This window comes from Emticicia sp. TH156 (assembly GCF_002855535.1).
GTDB classification, from domain to species: domain Bacteria; phylum Bacteroidota; class Bacteroidia; order Cytophagales; family Spirosomataceae; genus Emticicia; species Emticicia fluvialis.
Genome location: NZ_PKRS01000001.1, coordinates 534,583 through 559,689, shown reverse-complemented (window position 1 = coordinate 559,689; position 25,107 = coordinate 534,583). Strand labels below are relative to the sequence as shown.

The 25,107-nt window shown below is 40.9% G+C and carries 19 protein-coding genes; 6 read left to right on the top strand and 13 right to left on the bottom strand.

Annotated elements, in window-relative coordinates; all coding sequences use genetic code 11:
• Positions 1 to 11: 11 nt before the first annotated feature.
• The 6 genes from C0V77_RS02435 to C0V77_RS02410 form a co-directional block, all read right to left on the bottom strand.
• On the bottom strand, positions 12 to 578 hold the full coding sequence (locus C0V77_RS02435; protein ID WP_101724710.1) for an aminodeoxychorismate/anthranilate synthase component II: 567 nt from the start codon (positions 576 to 578) through the stop codon (positions 12 to 14).
• Positions 579 to 679: 101 nt separating this feature from the next.
• Positions 680 to 2,104 (bottom strand): anthranilate synthase component I family protein, encoded by a 1,425-nt coding sequence (locus C0V77_RS02430; RefSeq protein WP_101724709.1) that lies wholly within the window; start codon positions 2,102 to 2,104, stop codon positions 680 to 682.
• 5 nt (positions 2,105 to 2,109) lie between these two features.
• On the bottom strand, positions 2,110 to 2,463 hold the full coding sequence (locus C0V77_RS02425) for a PH domain-containing protein (RefSeq protein WP_158237870.1): 354 nt from the start codon (positions 2,461 to 2,463) through the stop codon (positions 2,110 to 2,112).
• Between the two features lie 345 nt (positions 2,464 to 2,808).
• Positions 2,809 to 3,204 carry a hypothetical protein gene (locus tag C0V77_RS02420; protein WP_229236182.1) on the bottom strand — a complete coding sequence of 132 codons (396 nt, stop codon included), beginning with the start codon at positions 3,202 to 3,204 and terminating at the stop codon, positions 2,809 to 2,811.
• A 3-nt stretch (positions 3,205 to 3,207) separates the two neighbouring features.
• Positions 3,208 to 4,605, bottom strand: coding sequence for a Gfo/Idh/MocA family protein (locus C0V77_RS02415; RefSeq protein ID WP_101725029.1), 1,398 nt, complete (start codon positions 4,603 to 4,605; stop codon positions 3,208 to 3,210).
• Positions 4,606 to 4,689: 84 nt separating this feature from the next.
• The gene (locus C0V77_RS02410) at positions 4,690 to 6,189 is read right to left on the bottom strand and encodes a glycoside hydrolase family 32 protein (protein WP_101724707.1); all 1,500 of its coding nucleotides are present in this window, start codon (positions 6,187 to 6,189) and stop codon (positions 4,690 to 4,692) included.
• 221 nt (positions 6,190 to 6,410) lie between these two features.
• Here C0V77_RS02410 and C0V77_RS02405 point away from each other — a divergent pair, with 221 nt between their 5' ends.
• From C0V77_RS02405 to C0V77_RS02390, 4 genes are all read left to right on the top strand, one after another.
• Complete coding sequence (locus tag C0V77_RS02405) at positions 6,411 to 7,451, top strand: bifunctional oligoribonuclease/PAP phosphatase NrnA (RefSeq protein ID WP_101724706.1); 1,041 nt, start codon at positions 6,411 to 6,413, stop codon at positions 7,449 to 7,451.
• A gap of 39 nt (positions 7,452 to 7,490) precedes the next feature.
• Complete coding sequence (locus tag C0V77_RS02400) at positions 7,491 to 8,333, top strand: FKBP-type peptidyl-prolyl cis-trans isomerase (protein ID WP_101724705.1); 843 nt, start codon at positions 7,491 to 7,493, stop codon at positions 8,331 to 8,333.
• A gap of 14 nt (positions 8,334 to 8,347) precedes the next feature.
• Positions 8,348 to 9,238: an FKBP-type peptidyl-prolyl cis-trans isomerase gene (locus tag C0V77_RS02395; RefSeq protein WP_101724704.1), complete on the top strand. Its 891-nt coding sequence runs from the start codon at positions 8,348 to 8,350 to the stop codon at positions 9,236 to 9,238.
• Positions 9,239 to 9,327: 89 nt separating this feature from the next.
• A complete protein-coding gene (locus C0V77_RS02390; RefSeq protein ID WP_101725028.1) occupies positions 9,328 to 9,882 on the top strand; it encodes a hypothetical protein in 555 nt (184 codons plus the stop codon).
• A gap of 29 nt (positions 9,883 to 9,911) precedes the next feature.
• Here C0V77_RS02390 and rocD read toward each other — a convergent pair whose 3' ends face one another.
• A complete protein-coding gene (gene rocD, locus C0V77_RS02385) occupies positions 9,912 to 11,147 on the bottom strand; it encodes an ornithine--oxo-acid transaminase (protein WP_101724703.1) in 1,236 nt (411 codons plus the stop codon).
• A 160-nt stretch (positions 11,148 to 11,307) separates the two neighbouring features.
• Between rocD and C0V77_RS02380 the strand changes: the two genes are divergently transcribed.
• Positions 11,308 to 11,766, top strand: coding sequence for an Lrp/AsnC family transcriptional regulator (locus C0V77_RS02380; RefSeq protein ID WP_101724702.1), 459 nt, complete (start codon positions 11,308 to 11,310; stop codon positions 11,764 to 11,766).
• A gap of 104 nt (positions 11,767 to 11,870) precedes the next feature.
• Entirely contained in the window at positions 11,871 to 13,019 is a 1,149-nt protein-coding gene (locus C0V77_RS02375) for a cysteine desulfurase family protein (protein ID WP_101724701.1), read from the top strand.
• 31 nt (positions 13,020 to 13,050) lie between these two features.
• Here the strand turns inward: C0V77_RS02375 and C0V77_RS02370 are convergent, their stop codons facing one another.
• From C0V77_RS02370 to C0V77_RS02345, 6 genes are all read right to left on the bottom strand, one after another.
• Positions 13,051 to 13,704: a hypothetical protein gene (locus tag C0V77_RS02370; protein WP_101724700.1), complete on the bottom strand. Its 654-nt coding sequence runs from the start codon at positions 13,702 to 13,704 to the stop codon at positions 13,051 to 13,053.
• Between the two features lie 112 nt (positions 13,705 to 13,816).
• Positions 13,817 to 15,214: a RagB/SusD family nutrient uptake outer membrane protein gene (locus C0V77_RS02365; RefSeq protein WP_101724699.1), complete on the bottom strand. Its 1,398-nt coding sequence runs from the start codon at positions 15,212 to 15,214 to the stop codon at positions 13,817 to 13,819.
• A gap of 23 nt (positions 15,215 to 15,237) precedes the next feature.
• The gene (locus C0V77_RS02360) at positions 15,238 to 18,255 is read right to left on the bottom strand and encodes a TonB-dependent receptor (RefSeq protein ID WP_101724698.1); all 3,018 of its coding nucleotides are present in this window, start codon (positions 18,253 to 18,255) and stop codon (positions 15,238 to 15,240) included.
• A gap of 329 nt (positions 18,256 to 18,584) precedes the next feature.
• Entirely contained in the window at positions 18,585 to 20,030 is a 1,446-nt protein-coding gene (locus C0V77_RS02355) for a SusD/RagB family nutrient-binding outer membrane lipoprotein (RefSeq protein WP_101724697.1), read from the bottom strand.
• 54 nt (positions 20,031 to 20,084) lie between these two features.
• A complete protein-coding gene (locus tag C0V77_RS02350; protein WP_101724696.1) occupies positions 20,085 to 23,273 on the bottom strand; it encodes a SusC/RagA family TonB-linked outer membrane protein in 3,189 nt (1,062 codons plus the stop codon).
• Between the two features lie 300 nt (positions 23,274 to 23,573).
• Positions 23,574 to 25,103 carry a SusD/RagB family nutrient-binding outer membrane lipoprotein gene (locus C0V77_RS02345; protein WP_101724695.1) on the bottom strand — a complete coding sequence of 510 codons (1,530 nt, stop codon included), beginning with the start codon at positions 25,101 to 25,103 and terminating at the stop codon, positions 23,574 to 23,576.
• Positions 25,104 to 25,107 lie beyond the last annotated feature (4 nt).

The window sequence follows — 25,107 nt, the reverse complement described above, 5'->3', positions numbered from 1 at the left end:
GCTTAGGCAAATTAATTTTTTAACCAGTTTTCAACCATTTTCACTCCGTGTTGTGTCAGGTATGCCTCCGGATGGAACTGCACCCCTCTCACATCATACTTTGTATGGGCTTCGGCCATTACAAATCCTTTTTCATCAATAGCAGTTACTTTCAGTTCTGCAGGCATGGTTTCGGGTACCACTGTCCAGGAGTGATAACGGCAAACTTCTATTTTTTCAGGCACACCCCTAAAGAGCAGTTCATCTTTGTCGGTTATCAGGCAAGGAGTAGTTACTCCGTGCAATACATCGCCCATGTTATGTAGCTTGGCACCAAAAGCCTCACCAATTGCCTGATGCCCCAGGCAAACCCCGAAAATACTTTTCTTGGGCGCATATTCTTTAATGAGGTCAATCATGATTCCGGCTTCTTCCGGAATGCCGGGGCCTGGCGAAAGCAGAATCTTGTCATATTGAGCTACTTCTTCCAATGCAATTTTGTCGTTTCTGAAAACGTCTACATTTCCGCCTAAATCTTTCAGGATATAGACCAGATTGTACACAAACGAATCGTAATTATCAAGAACCAGAATTTTCATTTTATCCTATTTTTAATGAGTGATTTAGTGATTGTGTGATTGAGTGAATGAATTTTTAATTCACTTTCAACAAATCTATTCTTTCTCCAATTTTCAAAAAATCATATCTCTCCTGCCATTTCAATGGCTTTTCTTAAAGCAGCCAGTTTCAGGTGAATTTCTTTCATTTCCAGTTCTACGTCTGACTTAGCCACTACACCCATACCTGCCTGATAGAAAAGCGTATTGTTTTTGCTGAGGAAAGTCCGGATGGCTATGGCATGGTTGAAATTGCCTTTGAAGTCCATGAAGCCAATGGCCCCTCCATAAATGCTGCGGTTGGTAGGCTCAAAACGGTTGATGATGGTCATGGCGTTGTGTTTGGGCGCACCAGACAAGGTTCCGGCCGGGAAAGTATCGGCTACTAACTGCAGCGGGTTGGTGCCTGTGTGCATTTTTCCGGTTACTTTAGATACCAGGTGTATTACATGGCTGTAGAACTGCACTTCTTTAAAAATATCAACTTTTACAGAGTCAGAACTGCGCGATAAATCATTGCGAGCCAAATCAACCAGCATCACGTGTTCAGCTGATTCTTTGGGGTCAGCGTGCAATTGGCGGGCCAGTTCGGCATCACTTTCATCATCACCTGTTCTTCTGAAAGTGCCTGCAATCGGGTGTATTTCGGCTTGTCCGTCCTTAATAAATATCTGTTTCTCCGGTGAGCTGCCAAAAATATGATAATCTCCACCATCAAAATAGAATAGGTAAGGAGAAGGATTAATGGAACGAAGCGCCCTGTAAACGTTGAAATCATCGCCCTCAAATTTTCTCGAAAAACGCCTGGAAGGTACAATCTGAAAAACATCACCTCTTAAACAGTGACCAATACATTTATTGATAATTTCGCGCATGTCATCATCATTAATATTGGTTTCTTCATTTGTATCCGCCTTGAATTTTGAAGTAGTTACCTTAGGGTTCTTTACAAAAAACTCCAAAGTCTCCAATCCTTCAGCAACCGGGTTGGGCTCTTGTCCTTCAGGAGTATAAGTATGCTCAAATATGTAGAGTTCATCTTTGAAATGGTTGATGGCAATTACATATCGGTAAACTCTATATAGAATCTGCGGAATGGCATTTTCAGGGCTTTTGGCCTGTATTTCTATATCTTCAAAATATTCAACCGAGTCGTAGGTAATGTGGCCGAATAAACCGTTGGTGATAAATGAGAAATCGGTTTTGGGCATTTCGAACTGAGCAGCAAAGGCTTGCAATACGCCAACGGCCTTTTTTCTGTTCTGAAGTGGAAACTGAGCCGTTGTTCCATCAGGGAATTTCTGTGTTACAATGTCATTATCCAGTTGAAAACTCGCTACCTCGTCGCAGGCTATGTAGCTGAAACTGTTGTGCATGGCGTGGTAGTCGGCACTTTCAAGAATAACCGAATGCGGAAAGTGATTACGGATTCTTTGGAAAATCCCAACCGGGGTCAGCATATCGGCCAGTAGGCGTTTGTATCGGGTAGTAATACCAAACTTTTGCATGAGTGTCAGAGGTTTGTGCTAATATTTTTATTAATCAATGTCAATGCTTCAATAAATTCGGCGCGTCGTTCAGGTGAAATAATAACCGAATTGTATTTGCCGTAAGTAATCTCGATCCGGTGTTTGACTGATAAGGCAGGAGAGCTAATCGGGCTATTGGTTTTTTCAATTTTCCGGATATTCTCTATGTCAATTTCCTGCTTAAAAAGAAATCCGCAGATAATAGTCAGCTTACGGTTTTCTATTACGTAACAGGTACGAGCCAAAAGGTTAACAATGAGCCCGGTTACGAACAACATAATAATCAGCATCGGCCAGGCTTTATCAATAATAGCCGTGGTTATCAGTGCTATGAACAAACACAGTATCGGTACAAAAAGCCAGTAACTTATTTTTGAATTATATCTTTGGTACATGTTTTTGAACAATATCGGTGATAAATGGCACAAAAAAAACGGCTTACAGGATGAACTGTAAGCCGCCGGGTATTATATCGTTGAGTCAATACATAGCTACACTGTTCATCCTTTGTCGGAAGAACGCCACCACCAAATGTTAGCTATAATATTACCTTGAGTCATTGTTCGTGTCTAAATTCTGGGTACAAAAGTATTGAGTATTTTTTAAAAACAAAGTGTTTTCAAAAAAAAATATGAGAACACTTAACGCGGCCCTGTATCCTTAGAAAACAGCCTTCATGTACTTCACTTATACGTATCAATAACCCCCCCATTCTGAAACGACACCTCTTTTACCAGACTGGCTGCATTGAAATACAAGAGCATTGAGCGCGAGTTGGTCGGGTTCTGGATTTGTTCGCACTGTGGGCCTTTTTCCAGAAAATATACAAATACTTTCTCGTTCCGGCGACTTAAAATCTGGTAATCATATCTCCCGAAATTATCAACAATCTGGTTTTCGGTCAGACCCAGTATTTTAGGCCGCAGGTCTTTCAGAGGCTCAATCAGTTTTACTCTTTTGTCTTCACAACCCCCGCGGTCGGTTTTGAAACTCTGTAAATCAAAATCCCCTAAATCTGCCTTTTTATTTTTGCAGGCACCCAGTGCCAAAAGAGCAATAATCAATAGTTTACGCATCATAAATTAAATTTTTACATCTACCATCTGTTTACTTAATCTGCTTTTCTCGGCCATAAAGCCCATCACATGGCTTTCAATAGATGCCTCAATGGTTGAGGTCAGCAACTCAGGTTTTTTCTGAGCCACTGCCTGCACAAAGTTCCGAGCCAGGCCATAGTCTCCACCTGCATGGCCTGAGGCCTGGCTTTTATATTCGGGCAATTCACTTGCCCGCCATTTTGTGTTCTGTTTCGTTCTGAAATCATAAGTCTGAATCTCGTCCATATCTCCCCACACTTCTCCATGCGAGAACATCAACCTTGTTTTACGTGCTTCAAAGGAAGTAAAGGCCTCCATAGCAAAACTAACGGTGGTGCCTCCCTCAAACTCCATGGTGGTAGTGTAGTGGTCGGGTTGGTCGTTATTCATTCTGTAGACACAACGGCCATAAGGAGACGTTTTCAGTTTTTCCATAATCTCATCACCCTGCTTGGTCAAATCATCGGTTACATCCAGAACCCTGATACGCAGGCGTTGTTTATGATAAATATTAATGGCCGAAAAAGGACATTCCTTTTCAACCTTACAACCATCTGTGCAACGTTCGGTGCTTCCTTCAGGTGCATTTTCTTTTTTAAACCAGCTTAATGAACCATGTGCTGAAATGCTCTTGCATGGCTTGCCTATTACCCATCTCAATATGTCAAGGTCGTGGCATGACTTGGCCAGAACAATCGGGTTGGTGTCTTTAGCTACGTGCCAGTTTCCCCGTACATAAGAGTGCGCCATGTGCTGGTATTCAATACCTTCTAAGTGATTAACGCTAATCAGTTTACCAAACTGCCCGCTTTGCGCTATTTCTTTCAGTTTTCTGAAATACGGTGTATATCGCAATACATGGCAAACGGCTATTATTCGTTTAGTTTTCTGTGCCAACGCCAATATGTCCAGACATTCCTGATATGATGGCGAAATAGGTTTCTCCAACAACACATCGTAGCCCATTTCCAGTGCTTTCATGGCCGGGCCATAATGGAGGTCGTCGGGTGTTGAAATAATAATGGCATCGGCAAACTTGGGCACCTTAAAAACATCTTCCCAGGTATTAAAGCGATATTTATCTTCTATATTATGAGCCTTAGCAAATTTATCATTCCGAAACAGTATCGGTTCTGCCACGCCAACCATATCCAGTTCGTTCGGGAAAGCCAGCGCAAACCGGCCATAAACATTCCCACGGTTGCCGGCGCCCAATACAATAGCTGTTACAGGTTTGTCGAGCGTTATATACCTGTCGTCAATAGGAATAACGATGGGTTCGTCCTCAATTGTTCCGGCAAATGATTCAGCATTTAAAAATGATAAACCACCGGCAGTAAGGCCAAAGGTTTTAAGAATGTCTCGTCGCGAAAAACTGTCCATAATCAGGTTAGTGTCGTTAGGTTGGTATCTGGATTTGCAAATATAAACCTCCGGCATCAATTAAACTAAGGCTATTGGCAGTAGTTATTTTTGCCATTCCCAAACCTTTAGTTTAGTTACTTTTGCCTTGCCGCCATTACTGAATAACTGCCACTCTAAGCTTTGTGTCTCCGGAAAAACCAGGCTTGTTACAGCCGCCTCGCCATCATTACCAAATACCTCTACCGACATTTTATCTACAAATATCTGAAGTTTCACCATGCCTCTTTCGGTTTTCATAGGGCTGGCATCAAGAGAAGCAAAGTTCGGGCTAATGATTTTACCCGAATTAATGCGGTTAATATAAAGCTGTTCGGTATCTGCCTGATACCCCACCAATGTTTCCTGGCTGGTACTTTGTTTTTTCAATACTTTTACACCAACTTCACGGGCCCCGTTCAGTTCAAAATCTACCTCAATCATATAAGAATCTGTCATGTTTTTTCTTATCTGGCTTTTGTCACCGTCTACAATTAAGTCTTCCATTTGTACAGTGCCTTTCCAGTTTTTAGCTTTTAACACCTCCTCTGTCGGTTTTTGCAATAACCTTAACCCATCTTTGGTTCTTTTCAGTGAAATCTCTCTGGGCAAACTCATTTGCCCTTTCCACGGAAAAGTAGGCAGGGCATCGGTATATTGCCAACTGGCCATCCAGCCCAGCATACTTTTTTTAGGCGCCTGAGTAAACGGAATAGCCGCGTAAAAGTCTTTTCCGTACTCAACATACAGCTTTGTATCTGCAGGGTTATCATTAGTGAATTTTTTGCCGTCAAAACTTCCCACAAAATACTGCATTCCCACAAAATCCTGATGCGGGCTGCTTGACGATAGCATTAGAACCCATCGCGATGCTTTTTCTCCTTCAATGGGCAGTTCAATTAATGAGGGGCATTCCCATATTTTTCTAACATCTCCCTGTCCGCCAAATTCGCTCAGAAAAGTCCAGTCGGTCAGGTTTTTTGAGCCATAAATATGAGCCTTGAACTCGGTAGGTAATACAACTACCAGTATCCATTGTTTGGATGGCTCGTGCCAGAACATATTCGGGTCGCGGAAATCCTTCATTACCTTTCCGTTCGGTAGCGGTACGGGTATAATGGGGTTTTTCTGATACTTGGTCCAGGTTCTGCCTCTGTCGGTAGAGTAGGCCAGGTGTTGATTCTCTTTTTTGCCGTGATAGTCGGCAGTATAGATAGCTACCATGCTATTGGCGCCAAAACCACTGGTGTTGTTTGGGTCTACTACGGCTCCGCCCGAAAAAATCCAGACCGAATCTTCCGGTATTGCCACAGGCAGGTGCTGCCAGTGCATCAGGTCTTTGCTTACGGCGTGCCCCCAGCTCATGTGCCCCCATTTGTTTTCAAAAGGGTTATGCTGATAAAATATATGCCATTCGCCGTCGTGATATAACAGTCCATTAGGGTCGTTGGTCCAGTTTCTGGCCGGAGAAAAATGAAAAGCAGGGCGCCATTGTTCAGTAGATTCCTGTTGGCTAAAAGACAGATAAGATACTGACAGGCACAGGATTAACAGTAGGTTTTTCATATATAACAGGTTAAAATAAACTAGCTGCAAACATAAGAGAAAATATGAATCCTGCCGGGTTTATTTCATTTTTTTATATCAATTGGCAAACCCGTGTTACTTTTAACCTTTAAAATGTTAAAAAACTGTAAATTTATGGCTTTACATATATTTAACAGGGGTTTTGTATTCGTTTTAGGCGTGTTTGTTTTCCCGGCTTTACTTTGTACCTTTGTTGCGTTATGCAAGAGTTTTTCACAGATTCAGTTCAGAAATTACAGGACTTTAACCTTTTATTGGCTTCGCCCAAAAGAATCGTTATTACTACTCACCAGAACCCCGATGCCGATGCACTCGGGTCATCGTTGGGCTTGGCTTCCTATTTAAAGAAAAAAAATCATTCAGTAAATGTAATTACCCCTACCGATTACCCCGAGTTTTTACAATGGATGCCGGGCGAGAAAGGAGTTATTAACTTTGAGAGTGAAAAACAGGAAACCGCCAAGGCATTAATTGCTGCTGCAGAGGTTATTTTCTGTCTTGATTTTTCGGCTATGGGGCGTATCAAGGCTATGGAAGAGTATGTGAGAAGCGCCTCTGCCAAAAAGGTTTTGATAGACCACCATCAACAGCCTGAAAACTTTGCCGATTTTATATTCTGGAGCGAAAAAGCCGCAGCTACCTGCCAGTTAATTTATTTGTTGATTGAGTTGCTGGGCGATAAAGCCCTGATTGATATTCCTGCTGCTGAATGCTTATATGCCGGGCTGGTGACAGATACGGGGTCTTTCAGGTTTGACAGTACCACAAAAGATTTGCACAGGGTAGCCGGAGAACTAATTGAAATTGGTGTACGTACCAATGATATCCACCGGAAGATATTTGATAATAACTCATTAGAACGGATTCAGTTTCTTGGCTTTGCGCTGAGCGAAAAGCTGGTGCATCTGCCAGAATACCGGGTTTCATATATGAGTATTTCTAAAGAAGAACTTGCCAGATTTGGTTCAAAAAACGGCGACACTGAGGGTATTGTTAATTACGGTCTATCTATAAAAGACGTTCAGATGACAGCCATGTTTGTAGAGCGCGACGACATGATTCGTATTTCGTTCCGGTCGGTGAAAGATTTTTCGGTGAGCGAGTTTGCCAGGAATTATTTCAGTGGTGGCGGGCATAAAAATGCAGCTGGTGGCCGTTCTCATGAAAGCCTTTCAAAAACGCTTGAAAAATTTCTGCTTTTGTTGCCCTTACATAAAACCCAGCTGCTTAACAATAGCTAGCCTTATACAATTGTAATATCTTACTAACAAATAAATTTCATGACAAAATTTTTGAAAACTTCTTCTGGCCTGGTTTTAGCGGCAAGTTTGCTTTTTTCTTGTGACCAGTTTAAAGTAACTCAGGATGCCGACGGCTCTAAATACCAGATACACGAACTAGGCAACGGTAAAAAAGCCAAAGAGGGCGATATCGTTACTTTTGACCTGATAGTAAAAGCTCCCAATGATACAGTATTTACCAATACATACAAACGTGGCGAGCCTATAATGATGCGTTTGCAGAAAGGCGCCTTTAAGGGATCGTTCGAAAACAGTCTTTTTCATATTTCTGAGGGAGACAGTGCAACCATTTTCGTCAGTTCAGACTCCTTGTTTATAAGAGCGCAACAACCTATGCCTGCCGGTGTAGCAAAAGGTTCGGATATGCAGTTTCTGGTGAAGGTGAAAAAGGTACAAACCATGGAAGATTTTGAGAAAGCGCAACAGGCCAAAAAGAATGATGAAGTGAAAATCATGGACGAATACGCTAAAAAGAATTTTCCTAATGCCACCAAAACACAATATGGTATGTACAGGGTCGTTGTGAAAGAGGGCACTGGTGCAACCATTACGGCAGGTAAATCCGTCAAGGTAGAATACACAGGTAAACTCATTACCGGTAAAGTGTTCGATTCTTCTGTGGGTAAGGATCCTCTTGAACTGACTGTAGGCCAGGGTATGGTAATACCAGGCTGGGAACAAGCACTGATGATGATGAAAAAAGGCGAAAAAAGCATTTTCTTTATCCCATCTAATCTGGCTTATGGCGAGCAGGGTGCAGGGGGTGTTATTCCTCCGTACAGTCCGTTAATTTTTGAAATGGAAATTATCGATGTGAAATAAATAAATTAAATGTAATGAGAAAGATAGTACTCGGATTACTTGTTGGTTGTACCGCTCTTGTGAGCTCTTGTTCAGACTTTTTGAAGAACGATTTGGAAGAAACCGTCAAGAAGAATGAACAGGAAATGTTGACGTATATCAATTCCAAAAATCTGAATATGAAAAAGGCAGATAATGGAATGTATTATCAGATTACCAAGACTAATGCTTCTGGTGATTCTATTAAGGTAGGCGATGAAGTGGTACTTCATTACGTAATGTCTTTGTTAGATGGTACCAAGATTGACAGTTCTTTACGCTCAACAAATAAACCCGCTACTGTCATTTTTGGGGGTACAATCGGATTGCAGGGAATTTCGGATGCTATCAGCAAACTTAAATCAGGAGAAAGAGGTACTTTCCTGATACCTTCTTATCTTGCTTATGGTTCACAGAATTATGAGAAAATTCCTGGTAAGTCTGTTCTTGTAGTAGATCTGGAGATTGTAAAAAATCGCTCTGAAGACAAACAGATTGAAGACTACATAGCAACCGGTATGGGAAATGTTACGGTAGTTTCTAGAGAGAAAACAGAATCAGGCCTGCGTGTATTAAAGTTATCTCAGACAACGGGGACACAGTTAGCTTCAGGCCAGACAGCCGGTGTTGTTTATAATGGCTATCTGGCAAGCAGTATAAAAGAATTTGACAAAGGCCAGATAGACGTGTATTTAGGTAGTAACAGTGTGGTTAAAGGCTTTGAAGAAGGTTTGCTAAAATTAAAAGTTGGTGAAAAAGCCGTGTTGGTTTTCCCATCTGCACTAGGATACGGAACCCAGGGTGTTCCGGACAATACCAACGGTGGTTACAAAATACCACCATACTCACCGCTGATTTTTGTGGTTGAAATAAAAAGCACAAGATAATATTCTTATTGAATACCTTGCTTTACCAAAGGCCTCTGAACTTTTCAGGGGCCTTTAAGTTTTATATCAGTAATACGGTTTGTTATTCTATGGCTAAATTACATAAGGAGCTTGAAAAAGCTATTTTAGACTTGCCCGCCAAAGAAAAAGATAAGATGCTTTTAAGGCTCATTGGCAAAAACAACTTACTGGCTCAGCAATTACAGTATCAATTACTGGAAAACGAATCGTTTCTGGATGACCGGCGCGACGAAATAAAAAAGGCTATTCAGCTGGTCTCAATAATGAGTCATAGTATTGCAAGCTGGATGCTGAAAGACATAAGAGAGCTCAACAGTAAGATTACAACCCATGTAAAGGTTACCAAAGATAAATATGGCGAAATAGAACTTACGCTTTATCTCCTGAATACCTTTTTTGAGAATCAGTTTAAAATGCTTGAGAAATACAGTACCAAAACAGATACCCTGGCGCTGTACATAGCCAGGCGTACTGATTTTATACTAAAAAAAATGCCCAAACTTCACGAAGATTACTACGTAGAGTTTGAGCAGGAAATAAATAAACTTTTACAAAGGGTGAATACTTATGCTCCGGCCTACTACGCGAGGCAAATGGGCATACCTCAAAAGTGGGAATACTAATAATTGTATGACACCTGTATCACCTGGTGTCAGTCAAACCTTCTGATGGTGTCTGAGATAATTTCTATGCAATCCCATAACTGAGATTCAGTCATTATCAAGGGCGGTGCAAGCCTTATCTTATTACCATGCGTAGGTTTGGCTAGCAATCCGTTGTTTTTCAGCTCAAGACATATGTCCCAAGCAAGGTCAGACTCCTCAGTGGTGTCTATCAGAATGGCATTCAGCAAACCCTTTCCTCGTACTTCTGTTACAATATCGGTTTCTTCAACCAGTTTTTGCATTTCATGCCGAAAAATCCGTCCCAAATAATCGGCATTACCTGCCAGGTTTTCTTCTTTCACTACCTTTAACGCTTCCATGGCCACAGCGCATGCCAGAGGATTCCCTCCATAGGTAGAGCCATGTTCTCCGGGTTTCAATGTCAGCATAATTTCATCATCAGCCAATACAGCCGAAACAGGCAGCACGCCACCAGAGAGCGCTTTACCCAGAATTACCATATCAGGCCTGATATGATAATGGTCTGTGGCCAGCATTTGGCCTGTTCGTGCAATACCAGTCTGAATTTCGTCGGCAATAAAGAGTACCCGGCTTGCTTTGCAAAGCCTGAAGGCCTCCGGCAGATATTGGTCATCGGGTACTACTACGCCAGCCTCACCCTGCATGGGTTCTACAATAAACCCGGCTATGTAAGGGTCGTTTATCAGCGCTTCCTCTAATGCTTCAATATTGTTGTAAGGCACTATTTCAATGCCGCTCATATAGGGGCCGAAATCTTTACGCGCTGTCGGGTCGGTAGATGCTGAAATTACTGATAACGTTCTTCCATGAAAATTGCCACCCGCAAATATTATTTTAGCTTTGTTTTCTGGAATACCCTTTACCTGATACCCCCATTTTCTACACAACTTCATGGCTGTTTCAACAGCTTCTACACCGGTATTCATAGGTAGTACCCGATCATAACCAAAATAATTGGTTATGTATTCTTCAAAACGGCCCAATATTGAGTTATAAAATGCGCGAGACGTAAGCGTCAGTTTCTGCGATTGCTCAATTAATGCATTTATGATGCGCGGATGACAATGCCCCTGGTTAACCGCCGAATAGGCCGACAGGAAATCATAGTAACGTTTTCCTTCTACGTCCCACAAGTACACTCCTTCACCTTTTTCCAGCACTACCGGTAGGGGGTGGTAATTATGTGCGCCATAACGCTCTTCCAGTTCAATCAGTTGGTCGCTTAAGAAAGTATCTGTCATCTTAGTAATATATTTAAGATCTTTTTATGGATTCTCGCATAAAAATGTTAAAATGACTTTGTTTTATCAATATATAAGTTATATTTACTAAATATGCCTAATAAAAAAGTGATAAGTATTAAATAATGCAAATATTAAGTAAATATGACTTGTTAAATATATGAACTTTTTAGATGATTTTGATAAGCAGATTCTTATTCATCTTGAAAAAGATGGAAGGAAACCCTATTCTGAAATAGCCAAAAATTTGAATATTTCTAACACAATGGTGCATCAGCGCGTTGCCCGTATGAAAAAGGCTGGTATTCTGAAAGGCGCCGGAATTATTTTAGACGAGCGCAAGTTAGGATATGAGTGGAGCGCCTTTACAGGCATTATTCTGAAAGAAGACTCAGACTCTAAACAAATTATTGAAGAGTTACGGAAGATACCTGAAGTTACGGAGTGTTATTATATTACCGGGCAGTATACTTTATACATTCGTATAGTGGCTAAGTCTAGCGAGCACATGCGCCTTGTTTTATATGATAAAATAGATAATATTGACGGTGTATTAAAAACGGAATCGATGATTGACTTCGGAGCTGCCTTTAAAAGGAATGCCAGCGTAGAGTTATAGTAGCCGGATAACCGGCTTTGCCAAATAAAATTTGCTTAGTCTATAATATCTGTGGGTTGTACAATATAAAAACAAGTATTAATTTTGCGGAAACCAAATAATTTATGCCTCGTATCTATCTCGATAATGCAGCAACCACCCGTCTTGATGACGACGTTCTGCAAGCCATGCTTCCGTTAATGACCGAAAACTTCGGTAATCCTTCATCTATACATGCACATGGCAGGCAGGTGCGCTCGGCCATTGAAAAAGCACGTAAAACTATTGCCTCGTTGTTAAACGCTTCGCCATCTGAGATATTCTTTACCTCTGGCGGCACAGAAGCTGACAATACAGCCATTACCTGCAGCATAGATACGTATCAGTTAAAGCACGCAATTACATCAAGAACTGAGCATCATGCTGTTTTACATACATTAGAGTATCTGGCCAAGCAAGGTGTTATAGAGCTTAGCTTTGTAAAACTAGACGACATAGGCAGGGTTGATTTGGGGCATCTGCAAGAATTGTTACAAACCAAACCACGGTCGCTGGTTTCGTTAATGCACGGTAATAATGAAATCGGTAACCTGATAGATTTGAAAAAGGTTGGTGAAATCTGTAAACAATATGAAGCGGTCTTTCATTCAGATACTGTTCAGACCATGGGCCATTATAAGCATGACCTGAAAGACCTGCCAGTAGATTTTATTGTAGGCGCAGCACACAAGTTTCATGGTCCTAAAGGGGTAGGCTTTTTGTATATCAATGCCAATAATAAGATACACCCGTTTATTCATGGGGGGTCTCAGGAGCGTAACATGAGAGGAGGAACCGAAAACGTTTATGGCATTGTGGGCATGGCTAAAGCATTAGAGATTGCATACCGTGACATGGAAGAGCACCAGACCTATCTGAAAGTACTTAAAGCCCGTATGATTGATAAATTAAAAGCAAATATTCCAGGCGTTACATTTAATGGAAATTCTGCCGATGTTGAAAACAGCCTTTATACGGTTCTGAATGTGAGTTTCCCGCCGAGTGAGGATAACGATATGCTTTTATTTAATCTGGACATCGCCCAGATTTCATGTTCAGGCGGGAGTGCCTGTTCAAGCGGAACAGACGTCGGCTCTCATGTGCTGGGGGCATTAAATGTACACCCCGATAGAGGGAACGTACGGTTTTCGTTTGGTAAATATAATACCCCTGAAGAAATAGATAAAGTTGTAGAAGTACTAACAGATATATATGCCAAGCAAATATTGGCTTAAAAACAAAAAAGGGCTTTAATGCCCTTTTTTGTTACAAAGTATTGTAGTATTCAATCAATGCAGATACAGAAGCATCTTCTTTGAAGTTCGTCTTGTTATCTTTTATAAATTTCTCCAAAGCTTCAGATTTGTCGCCTAGTGTGTTTAGAATAGACTTTTTGTCTTTCTTGATTTTAGCGTAGGTGCCGTCTGATTTGAGTAGATAGTATTGTATATTTTCAGTGAATTTTTTGGTTGAGCTTGCTGACCCATAGCTATTCCCTTCCCGTATCGTTTTGACTGTTTTTTTCAAAAACTTCACATTTTTACCTTCATGTAGTACTTCAAAGTAGGGGTCTTTTTCGCCATCTTTTATTTGAGGTACCTGAATAAAAACCATTGGAATACTACCGGGAAATAATTTAAATGATTTTACTACTGTTGTAAAACCGAGGTCTTCTCCTTTCTTACCCTTAAAAAAAACCAGGCCTTCTACTTGGTCATATTTCAAATCAAGTTCTTTATAGGCTTTCCCATCGGCCAGAATAACCTCACCTTTTGTCCAGTTTTCAAATAGATAGGGAGTACCAACTACGTCTACGTATTTTCCTGCCAATAAGGGTTTTCCACTAACATCTTGCATGTATTGCGCCTGTGCAGTTATACAGCAAAAAAGCATAGAAAGGTTTAAAAGGGCTTTTTTCATAAGAAACAGAATAATTTAAAATAAATTTGATGAAATAACGTATTCGGAAATACTATTGGTATAAAAAATGCCCGACTTAATAGTAAAGCCGGGCATTTAAAACTATTTAAGATTAATATCCTGCATTTTGAGAAATATTCGGGTTCGCATTTCTTTCAGATTGTGGGATTGGCCCGATTCTGAAGTTGCTTGAGAACGGAATAGATCTAACTGAGTATCTCCCACCTACACGAACGATGTCTCTTTTCAGACGGTTCAAATCATAGAATCGGTCTCCTTCAAATGCTAATTCTTTTCTGCGTTCTGTAATGATATTTTCAATTAATGTAGCGCCACTTGAAGAGTAAACAAGAGCTGAATCTCTTTGAGCAACTAAGGTATTGAGATATTTTAATGCATCTGCTTCTTTGTTAGTACGAGCTGCGGCTTCTGCTGCAATTAAATATACCTCAGACATACGAAGTACTTTTTTATCGTCTCTGTCTCCTGCTACGTTTTGGTATTTGTTTACAATGTAAGCCGGATTTTCTGCTTGTGCCCTTGAGCCAATTACAATTAACTTTTTTCTAACATCAGTATCAGCATACAATTTGTATAATTCTTCGTTAGCAAGTAAATCACCATAACCAGCCTGGTTGTAAATATAACCCAGTTCGTCAGTACCTACGTTCAAAACTGCATCCGCTGATACTTCAAACAGCGTTTCAGTTTTTACGGTTGATGCATTTGAAGCAGGATTAGCCCAATAAGAAGCTACACCACTAGCTGTCAAGAGTGTAAACCCACCATTAGTTATAACATCAGTAGCATAAGTTAATGCCTTTTCGTAATCAGCCTGGTACAATGCTACTTTAGCAGCTAAAGCACGCGCAGCATATTTAGAAAATCTGGCTGAGCCATTATTTACTGTCATTGAGGTATATGCCTTGTCTAAATCAGCCTGAATCTGGGCGTAAACCTCTTGAACAGTATTACGAGACGGTTTCAAAGTTGGGTTATAAGATAAAACCAAAGGTACACCTTCTTTACTACCATCTGTTGATTGAGAGAAACTACGTAGCAAATTGAAATATAAAAGGGCTCTTAACGCATAAGCTTCTCCTTTCAACTGAAGAACATTGGCATTGTCTGCCAATTTAGAATTGATGATGTTATTTGCTCTTAGAATGCCAGTGTAAGCGTTATTCCAGAAACCTTCATAATCTGCATTGTTGGTAGTAATTATGTATTGGTCAAAAGCAAAATATCTGCCTGAGTTTCTTGAAGAAAGAAAAACGTTATCCGCACCAAGGTCACCTATAACAGGGATAGTACGGCCATATAAGTTTGCACTTCTTATCTGAGAATATGCTCCTCTCAGAGCTACCAACATATCGGCCTCTGTGGCTACAGCGGCTTCGTTAGGTATTTGAGTGTAAGGAGATAGTTCAAGGAAGGAATCCTTACAAGAGGATAAAAAACTTGTAATCAGGATTCCTAAAACTACTATTTTATGATTAAATCTTTTCATGATGATTTTTTAAAAATTGAGTATTAAAACGCGACTTGTAAACCACCTGTAAACGTTTTTGGAATATAAATATCTAAGTTGGTAGAACTGTTGATATATGTTTCAGGGTCATAAGGAAGGTTTTTATCTTTTACCCATGTCCAGATGTTGCTACCTCTTACATACAATTTAACATTGCTCAATTTTGCTTTTGAAATCAATGATGCAGGTAATGTATAACCAAGTGTAATATCTCTTACCCTGATATAATCACCACCATAAAGGTATCGGCTGGAAAGCGAGTTTGATGCAAGCGAACCACCATATACATATTTGGGCACATTTGTAACATCACCGGGTTTTTGCCATCTTGTCATTTGTATTGCTACTCTATTGAAAGTGGCATTATAACCATCACTTTGTGTGTAGTTTGCCCAGCTGTCGCGTACAAGGTTACCAAAGTTATAATAGAACATGAAGTCAAGACTCAAACCTTTATACGAGAACGTAGAACTAAAGCTACCAAATGTTTTTGGTGTTGCAGATCCTACTATCTGTTGTTTAGCTGTGTTATAAGTACTTGTCTTCTCAGTACGGGTATCGTCAATATACCATAATGGTGCACCATTAGCAGGGTCAACGCCTGCCCAATCTCTTACATAGAATGATTGATAGTCTTGACCAACTTTTCTAATGAAGGCGCCATCTACCTGGTCCTGAGTTGCAAGAGCAAGGATTTTATTCTTGTTCATTGAGATATTAAAGCTTGCATCCCAAGTGAACTCTCCGATAATCAATGGGGTACCTGAAAGAGCTAGCTCAATACCCTGGTTTTGCAATGAACCTATATTGTTTTTAAAGCTTGTAAAGCCTGAAGTTCTCGAAAGTTGCTCATCCAACAAGAGGCTTGTTGTTTTTCTGGTATACCATTCAAAAGTAACATTTAAGCGTTTTTTTAGCAACGTGGCATCAAAACCTATATCTAAAGGACGGTTTACCTCCCATGTCAGGTTTACATTGCCTACAGCACTTGGGCCACTACCTGTTGCACCTAAATAGTTATAACCAGAACCGTAAGCATAAGTAGGTCTCCAGTCATAGTTGCCAATAGCAGCGTTACCATTCAAACCATAAGATGCTCTTAATTTCAACTGGTCAATCCATTTCAAATCGGCCATGAAACTTTCTTTATGGATATTCCAGGCACCACCAACTGACCAGAAGTTACCGTATCTGTTATTACTACCGAATCTTGAAGAGCCATCTCTACGGAAACTACCTGACAATACATATTTGTTTTGAACAGAGAAGTTGGCCATAGCCAAAGCCGAAGAGAATGAGTAGTCACTATTTGAACCAATCGCTGAATTATAAACAGAACCTGCTGAAGGAACGGTGATATTCAGGTTACCTGGGAGACCAAACGTAGCTACGTTAGATGTATATTGCATAGATTTCTGTGCCTCATATCCAGCAATTACATTCAGAACATAATCATCATTCTTTGTTATATCCCAGGTATAGTCGGCAAGGTTAGTCCAAACCCAGTTGAAATATCGGGTGTAATATCTGTAAGAACGACCAGCATCATTTCTTCCATCTCCATAGAACGGGTTGTTATAAACATCTTCCTCATAGTTATTGTAGTCAATACCTATTTTACTTGAAAGTTTCAAATCTTTTAAAACCTGATATTCAAGCGAAGTGGTGGTAATGCCTTTTAATCCAGTGGTATTTCTTTTGTCCATTGTGGCAATAGCAAGTGGATTGTAAAGTGCACCTGCAGGAAAATCAGGACCAGAGATATTTGGTGTGCCATCTGTATTTCTCGGATTGTAAGAGGGCAACAAGAAATAGGCATTCAAAACAGGGTTTGCAAATAAACCGCCAGTGCCCGGGCCCCTCTGACCGGTTGCAGAAAGCATGATGTTTGCTTTCAGGGTCAATTTGTCAGTTATCTTGTTAGTAAGGTTCAAGTTACCTGTATAACGGTTAAACTTCGACTCTATTACGTTACCCTCCTGTTTGAAATAACCACCTGAAAAATAGAACTGTGTTTTTTCGTTACCACCTGAAGCAGATAAGTTATATTGCTGTTGAGTCCCCTGGCGGGTAACTTCATCAAGCCAGTTGGTGTTGATACCGTTATCAGTTCTAAAATTTTTGTCAACCAAAGCCTGAGCAGCAGCAAGATCAGGCGCTTGCCCTGAATTTACAAGTCCTTCAGATGTTAATTCGCGCCACTCAGAACTTGTTAATGGACGGTTGGCATCACTTAAGTAAGCAATACCTACTACACCAACTTCAGTATCAAAGCGAATTTTGGTTTTTCCGGCTTTACCTTTTTTGGTGTTAATCAGGATAACTCCGTTAGCCGCACGTGAACCATAAATAGAGGCTGATGCTGCATCTTTCAATACGGTAACGCTCTCAATGTCGTTAGGATTAATTCCCGCCAAAGCATTAGCTGTAGTTGTATTTCTTGTTAGGTCACCAGAGTTGATTGGTATACCATCAACTACATAAAGAGGATCAGAGCCAGCTGTCATTGACCCAATACCGCGGATACGAATATTCTGGATTGAACCCGGCTGACCAGAACCACCAGCTGATTGTAAACCGGCCACACGACCCTGAATAGCCTTGTCAACCGATGAAAACGGAGTATTCTCAATTTTGTCAGATGTAACTACACCTACTGCTCCGGTTTTTTTAATGCTAGAGGTTGTTCCATAACCCACTACAATGGCTTCTGCCAGTTCTGTGGCATCAGATACCAGTTGTAAATTAATAACTGCGCGATTGTTTACGGGCACTTGTTGCGTAACAAAGCCAATAAAACTAAACGTAAGGGTAGCGTTGCCTGGTGCTGAAATGCTGTAAACTCCATCAGCATTTGTGGTCGTACCTTTGGTTGAGCCTTTTAATGTTACACTTACACCAGGAAGTGGAGAACCATCGTCAGATGAAGTGACCTTACCAGTAACTGTTTTGTCTTGTGCAAAGACCTGCACGCTCCAAAACAACACCAAAAGAAGGCTTGAAAGAAGAGATTTCCTCATAATAGTTTGTTTGGTTTTTAGTTTGTTTACTTGAGAAAAGTAATTGTTAGATTATTCTCTTTACAAAAATAATGTAGATAAGATTCAAAAAACAACTGTTTATAGTAAAAAATACGGGAAGATCTGTTGAATAATTTTAATAAAACTTAAAATGATACTTTTGTAAGCGTCTCAATATTAATGTTTTATGTAAATCATTTTGGTATTTTTTTTAGTTACAGGCAAAGGTATTTTGGTTGTTAATTTTGTCTAAATTATCCCCACCAAAAAAACAAAAAAGGCAGCCGATTGACTGCCTCTTTGCGATATATGTGTTTCGGTAATTATGCTTATTTTTTGTCCCACCATACTCGGGTATCCTGTGTGTCAGCACCCTGATTGGCAATGGCCTTGTCGTAATTAACCTTGTTAAGTGTCTGTTCTGTTACAGGGTATGCCATTCTGTGAGGTATCTGTTTGCTTGGGTTCAGAGCATTTGCCGGTGGTGTCAGTGCCGGGTATCCTGTGCGGCGCCATTCTGCCCAGGCCTCATTGCCCTGATAAAACAAGGCAACCCATTTTTGCGTAGCTATCTGTTGCAAAGCTTTGGCATCATCATAGGCAACATCTGGTTGTTGCAAGAAATCACTAACAGCCGCCGCAGTAGCAGCAGCGCCTAACCATTGTTCCATTGAAGCCTTGATGGCACTTTCATAATACGTTTTAGCATCACCAGGTATCCATCCTAATTTGGCAGCTTCTGCCTGAGAGAACAATACCTGGGCATAAGTTACTATGTTTGCAGTTGAATTTTGCTGACGAATGGCACTGGCAGCAAGTGATACATCCTGTGCTTTCCAGGTAGGAGGAAACACACCATAAGGCACACCAACGTATTTTTGCTCAATGTTGGGGTCTGCCATAGCAGTTATACGCGGGTCTTTGGTTTTTACCAGATAATTGATAAAAGTATTGCTCACAGCAAAATCTTTACGGTTTGTTGTGATATAGTTATTATACAATGGGTGCTCATTGTTTGCCTCTGAAAGATACCCGTACTTCACGTTGTCAGCATTTGATGCCAGTGGGCCATCTGCCATGGCTGCGGCAAATTCGGCCTTCCCTTTAGTTGGGTCAACTTTCGAAAGACGCAATGCCATAATCATACGCAAGGTGTTGGCAAATTTTTTCCAACGGGTTGCGTTTCCATTCAGGATAATATCTCCTTTTACGGTTGCTCCGCCATCAAACTGTGCCTGTGCTTGTTTTAATTCGTTAAACAAATCAGTGTAGATTGACTGCTGTGTATCATAAGCAGGGCTGAAGTTTGATTTACCCTTTAATGCCTGTGAGTAAGGAATATCTCCCCAACGGTCGGTCATCCACATGTATGTGTATGCTTTTGCGATACGCGCAATGGCAATCTGGTTATTATTTGAGCCGTTAGCAGCTGCCGTAGTTTTGGTATCTGCGTTGGTGTTCAAATCAATAATGGTCTGATATGCAATTAGTGGGCCGGTATAATAACCGCTGAAGTTAAAATTAATGGTTTTATAACGAGAATCCTCAATGTAAGTAACATCACCAAAATGTTGGGTGTACAATGAAGGAACCATTTCGGTAGTCATGGCACCAAAATTGCGTAATGCCGAAGTAAAAAAACCGGCAGTATTAGGAGTTGAAGGGTTATTCGGGCTGACATTCATATCGCCAAAATCACCCGGATCGCAGGAAGTAGTGGCAATTGACAATGCAACTGCAACAGCTAATGATTTATATGCAAATGTTTTTTTCATGTGTCAATATTTTTAAACAGTATGAAATATGACTTTTATACTGGTTTTCTGAGATTAGAATCCTAAATTAAGGTTGATACCGTATGAACGTACCGGAGGTAACTGTCCACCTTCTGTCCAGTAAACTTCAGCTTCCGAGATATCAATACCACCACCAGCGGCGCTGTAAATCAACACAGGGTTGCGAACAATCAATGAAACTCTGGCTGATTTAAATGCTTTACCATTCAAAAATCCTTTAGGAATGTTGTATCCCAGCGAAACCTCTCTTAGTTTCACATAAGTCTGATCATAAATCCAAGCTTCGTTAAATCCAAACATTTTGTCTTCATAAAACTCCTGCGTTTCAACACGAACAGTGTTTGGTTTGCCGTCAGCAGTAACGCCGGGCAACAAAATACCACCACCTGCTGAAACCGGGTCACGTTTTGGTTTACCCAATTCGTTCAGGCCGGCTGTTTCGGCAGCAAGACCAGCATAAGCGTTAAACATACGGGTTGTAGAGAAGAATTTACCTCCCACAATGAAGTCAATATTAGCTCTTAGCGAAAAGTTTTTGTACGTAAACACGTTCAACAAACCACCTTTGAACTTAGGCAGTACCGAGCCAAGCAATTTGTTGTCCTGCACTAAGTAATGGCCATCGGCTCCTACTACTTTTTCGCCTTTGTCATTAGTTACATATCCTTTACCTTGTAAGATACCCCATTGTTCACCTACGCGGGCGTTTACAGTTAAGGTTCTCCAGGTTGGGCCACCTAACTGATAGTTAGTAAGACCTTCCTGCAATTCAACAACTTTTGATGTATTGCGGTCTAAGTTAATATCCACATCCCAGGTAAATCCGCTGGTAGTTCTGATAGGCGTAGCGCCAATGTGTAATTCAAAACCTTTGGTTTCAATCATACCTGCATTGATAAGTGTTGAACTGTAACCACTGGCTGGTGGTACCGACAATGCAAGAATCTGATTTTTATTCTGGTTTTTATATGCAGTAAACTCTACGCTGATACGATTATTAAGGAACTTTAAATCGATACCTCCTTCATACGCCGAAGAAAGACCTGGTTTAAGGTCGGCATTAGGTAACTGCGTTGGCAGATACAAAGTCGGGTTTGAGCCGAACGCATTACCAATTGAATAGGTCTGATAAATTCTGTACGGGTCAACGTCTGTACCTACTTGAGCATAGCTACCTCTGATTTTAGCAAATGACAAAATGCTGTTTTTCGGAATCAGCTCTGAAACTACAACACTGGCACCTACCGATGGATAGATGTATGAATTATGAGCCACTGGCAATGTTGACGACCAGTCGTTACGAACAGTTCCTTCTAAGAAGTAGGTGTTGTCATAACCGATACTTGCACTCCCAAATAAACTGTTTACTTGCCTTTCAATTAAACTGTTGCCTACAGAAGGACGGTCTTTTGAAGCCGCTATGTTATAGAAGCCCGGAGACGTCAGGCCACCTGAGGTAGCTTGCGAAAGCACAGTTGTTCTTGAATATCTGATGTTGCCACCGGCAGTTCCAACCAATGATATCTTGCCTAGTGTTTTGTCAAGTGCCAACAAGGCTTCATGGTTGTTTTCATAGCCGGTAGTTGTATAGTTAGCATAGGCACCTAGTCCACCTGCGTTCAGGGTTCCTGTTGCAATACGGCCTTCTCCGTAATAATTTCTCCAGTCTCTGCGAGTAGTTACAGAAGCAGTAAGGAAATCGAAGATTTTATAACTCAACCCAAAGCTACCATAAATACGGTCGTTATTGTTCAGGTTAGTACTTTCATACATCTGTGTATAAGGGCTGTCCCAGTATTTTGGTTTTGGGTCAAGTGGGCCACCAATATTCCAGCTTCTGTAAGTTCCGTCAGGATTTTTGTAATTTCTGAGGTCTTCTATTTTCAACTGGCGTTGGAACCACTGGTTAAATGAACCCACAGTCTGGTTATAGCCAACCGCCGCTACCGGCACACCAGTAGGCAAACCCATGCTTCCTGTTGTACCACCTGACGAACCGTAGTTATCTGCAGGTACGTTTTTGGCACGTGTGGCTGAGTAGGTAATATCAAGCGTTGCTGAAAATTTCTTTGTAATATTAAAAGTGTTCTTGGCACTGATATAATCTCTCAACTGCTTGCTGTTAGGTATAATACCGTTGTTGTCAAGATGAGTATATGAAACGCGGCTTTGGAAATTATCGCCACCTTTAGCAAACGCAAGGTTTGTATTGTGGCTGAAAGGTTTCTCAAAGAAATCTCTTACGTTGTTTGGTGAAGCCTCAAATGGTGTCAGCTGGCCAAATTCAGGGCCAGGCTGCCAAGAAAACGCTGAGCGGTGAGGTGAGCCGTCAAGGCGTGGCCCCCAGCTTTCATCAGCCGAGTAGTCGAGGATTTTTTGTCCGTTGAAAGAAGCCCAGGCAGCAGGGTGAATAGCAGGGTTATAGTTAAATGTTTCCCATTCCTGAGAGTAACCACCACCGTATTCGTTCTGATATTTTGGTAGCAGACCTACGCGATCCATAGTAGTACTATGGTTGATAGTAAAGGTTGTCTCACCTGATTTGGCACGTTTGGTTGTAATTACAATTACCCCGCCAGATGCACGGTTACCATACAGGGCAGTAGCCGATGGCCCTTTCAATACAGTCAGGTTTTCAACATCGTCCATGTTTACATCGGCAATGCTACCTACCGGCGTACCATCTACCACATAAAGGGGGTCTCCGCCTGTAAGAGAGTTTACACCACGGATACGGATATTTGGTGAACCAAATTTGGCGCCCGACTGGCCCAATACCTGCACACCGGCAATTTTACCGGCAAGGGCATTGCCCACGTTGGCATCACGAGAAACCGTTAGTTTGTCTGAACTAATGCTTTGAGCCGTGTAGGTAAGTGATTTTTTTTCACGAGAGATACCCAATGCAGTTACCACAACTTCATTCAATTGTGCGGCGTCGCTCTTCAATGTAACATTGATAACAGACATATTGCCAACTGCAACTGTTTGTGATTCAAAGCCTATAAAACTAAATAGGAGAGAGGAGCCTTTTGTTGCAGCAATTGAATAATTACCGTCGGCATTGGTTTGTGTACCTTTTGTTGTTCCTTTCAGAATAACGCTCACCCCGGGCAGTGCGGAGCCGTCATCAGCGGTAACCTTTCCGGTTACAGTCACATCTTGGGCAAATGTAAAACTCGCCCAAGCCAGCATAAAGCAGGCCAGTAGAAGTTTCTTCATACAGTTCGTTAGTTTGTTTAGCTAATTAATTATACAATACGTTTGTACTTTGGTACTAAGGTATAGTGTTTTTTTGAAATTTGAGATACTTTTTAAAAAAATTTAAATATCTTTTTAAATGAATTAATTTATTGTAACGATTTTTCTGATTTATTTTTCGACGAAGAGCAACTTGAAACTTAACAGAGAAACATATACATTTTGCTATGATAAACCGGTTTGCCAAATAATTTGTATTTTTTGAGGCAAAAAAAAAGACAACAGGCCTGCCTGTTGTCTTTTTTTATCGGTACCGAACCTTTAGTCTACATCCCAGAAAATTCTGGTTGTGAATACATCTATCGTACCTTGTGCATTTACGTTGGCTCCATTAGAACCTAACTCAGTACCAGGATAGAATAAGCGTAAAGGACGTTTGGTTTCACCCACTAACTGTATACTCTGAGGCGTAACAGGAAGATTGGTTCTTCTGTATTCAGCCCATGCTTCAAACCCAGAGAAGTTGTTCAAGGCAATCCATTTTTGAATGGCAATAGCGGTCAGTTTATTCGGAGATGCGTTCCAGTCATAGTTAACAATGCCGCTTCCTTTGTACGCTTCAGCACCAGCAGTGTTTGCTCCTAAAACGCGGAACGACTGTTTAATACCTTCTTCAAAATATTCCTGTGCTGTTTTTGGAAGCGCTACGTCAGCGTATCTTGTTTTTGCCTCTGCTAACGAGAACTGTACTTCGGCGGCAGTCATGATAACATAAGGGCGGTTGTATTCACCTTTTACTAGCAAGCTTGGCCCTAGTGGTACAGTGTTGGCAGGCAGGTAGCCAGAGCTCACACCAAATGGAGTGCCTCTGTAGTTGGCAGAAATCTCTTTCTGTGTACTTGTACCTGGCACGCTACCATTTTCACCACCGTTGGCGTAAGCAATTCTTTTCATACGCAGGGTATCTCCTGCTGCTTTCAGACCATTAATCAGGAACTCAGTAATACGCGGGTAATTGTTTAATGCTCTTTTGGCACCGTTCGCATCATAACCCCAACGGTCATATAAAGGGTTTAACTTACCCGCAGTAGCCAGATAGAAGAAAGAACCACCTATACCTACTTCTTCACCGGTAATAAAACCACTACCTTCGCTTAAAATTTTGCCAAGTTCAGTTTTAATGTATGAGTCTTTACCACTTACTTTTGATTGGCGGATAAGGATTCTTAACTTCAATGAGTTAGCAAATTGTGCCCATTTTGTCAGGTTACCTCTGAAAACAAGGTCTGAACCATTGAAAGCACTTGCAAATGGATTGGCTTTCATGTCAGCAATAGCCTCTGTCAGAAGTGAAATCAAAGAATCATAAATCGCTTTCTGGTCATCAAATTTAGGAGCCAGAGAAGAAGTTCCTTTTAGCGCGTCTGTAAAAGGCACGTTACCGTACATATCTACCAGATGTTGGAACACCATTGCTTTCATTACTTTGGCAGGGCCTTTGAAATAGCTTTGCGAGTTGGCATCTGCATTTTTAATTACATACTCATAATCCTGAAGGTTATCATAAATACCATCCCAGTAGTTAAAATCACCGTTGGTGAAGTTATAGGCAAACTGCGCTGTATTAATGATATAACCATTACCCTGTGTCCATTGTCCAGACCAGTAAGAACCTATTTCATTATAATTCAACAGGTTATTTGATGTAACGTTTACAGCATTTGAAAACACGTAACTTGGAGATGCTGTAGGAAGAGAGTTCGGGTTTGTGTTGATGTCAAAGAATGACTCCTGACAGCTACTACCAACCAGAACAATCAGAGCTGATATAAATATTGATTTTAATTTCATGTTT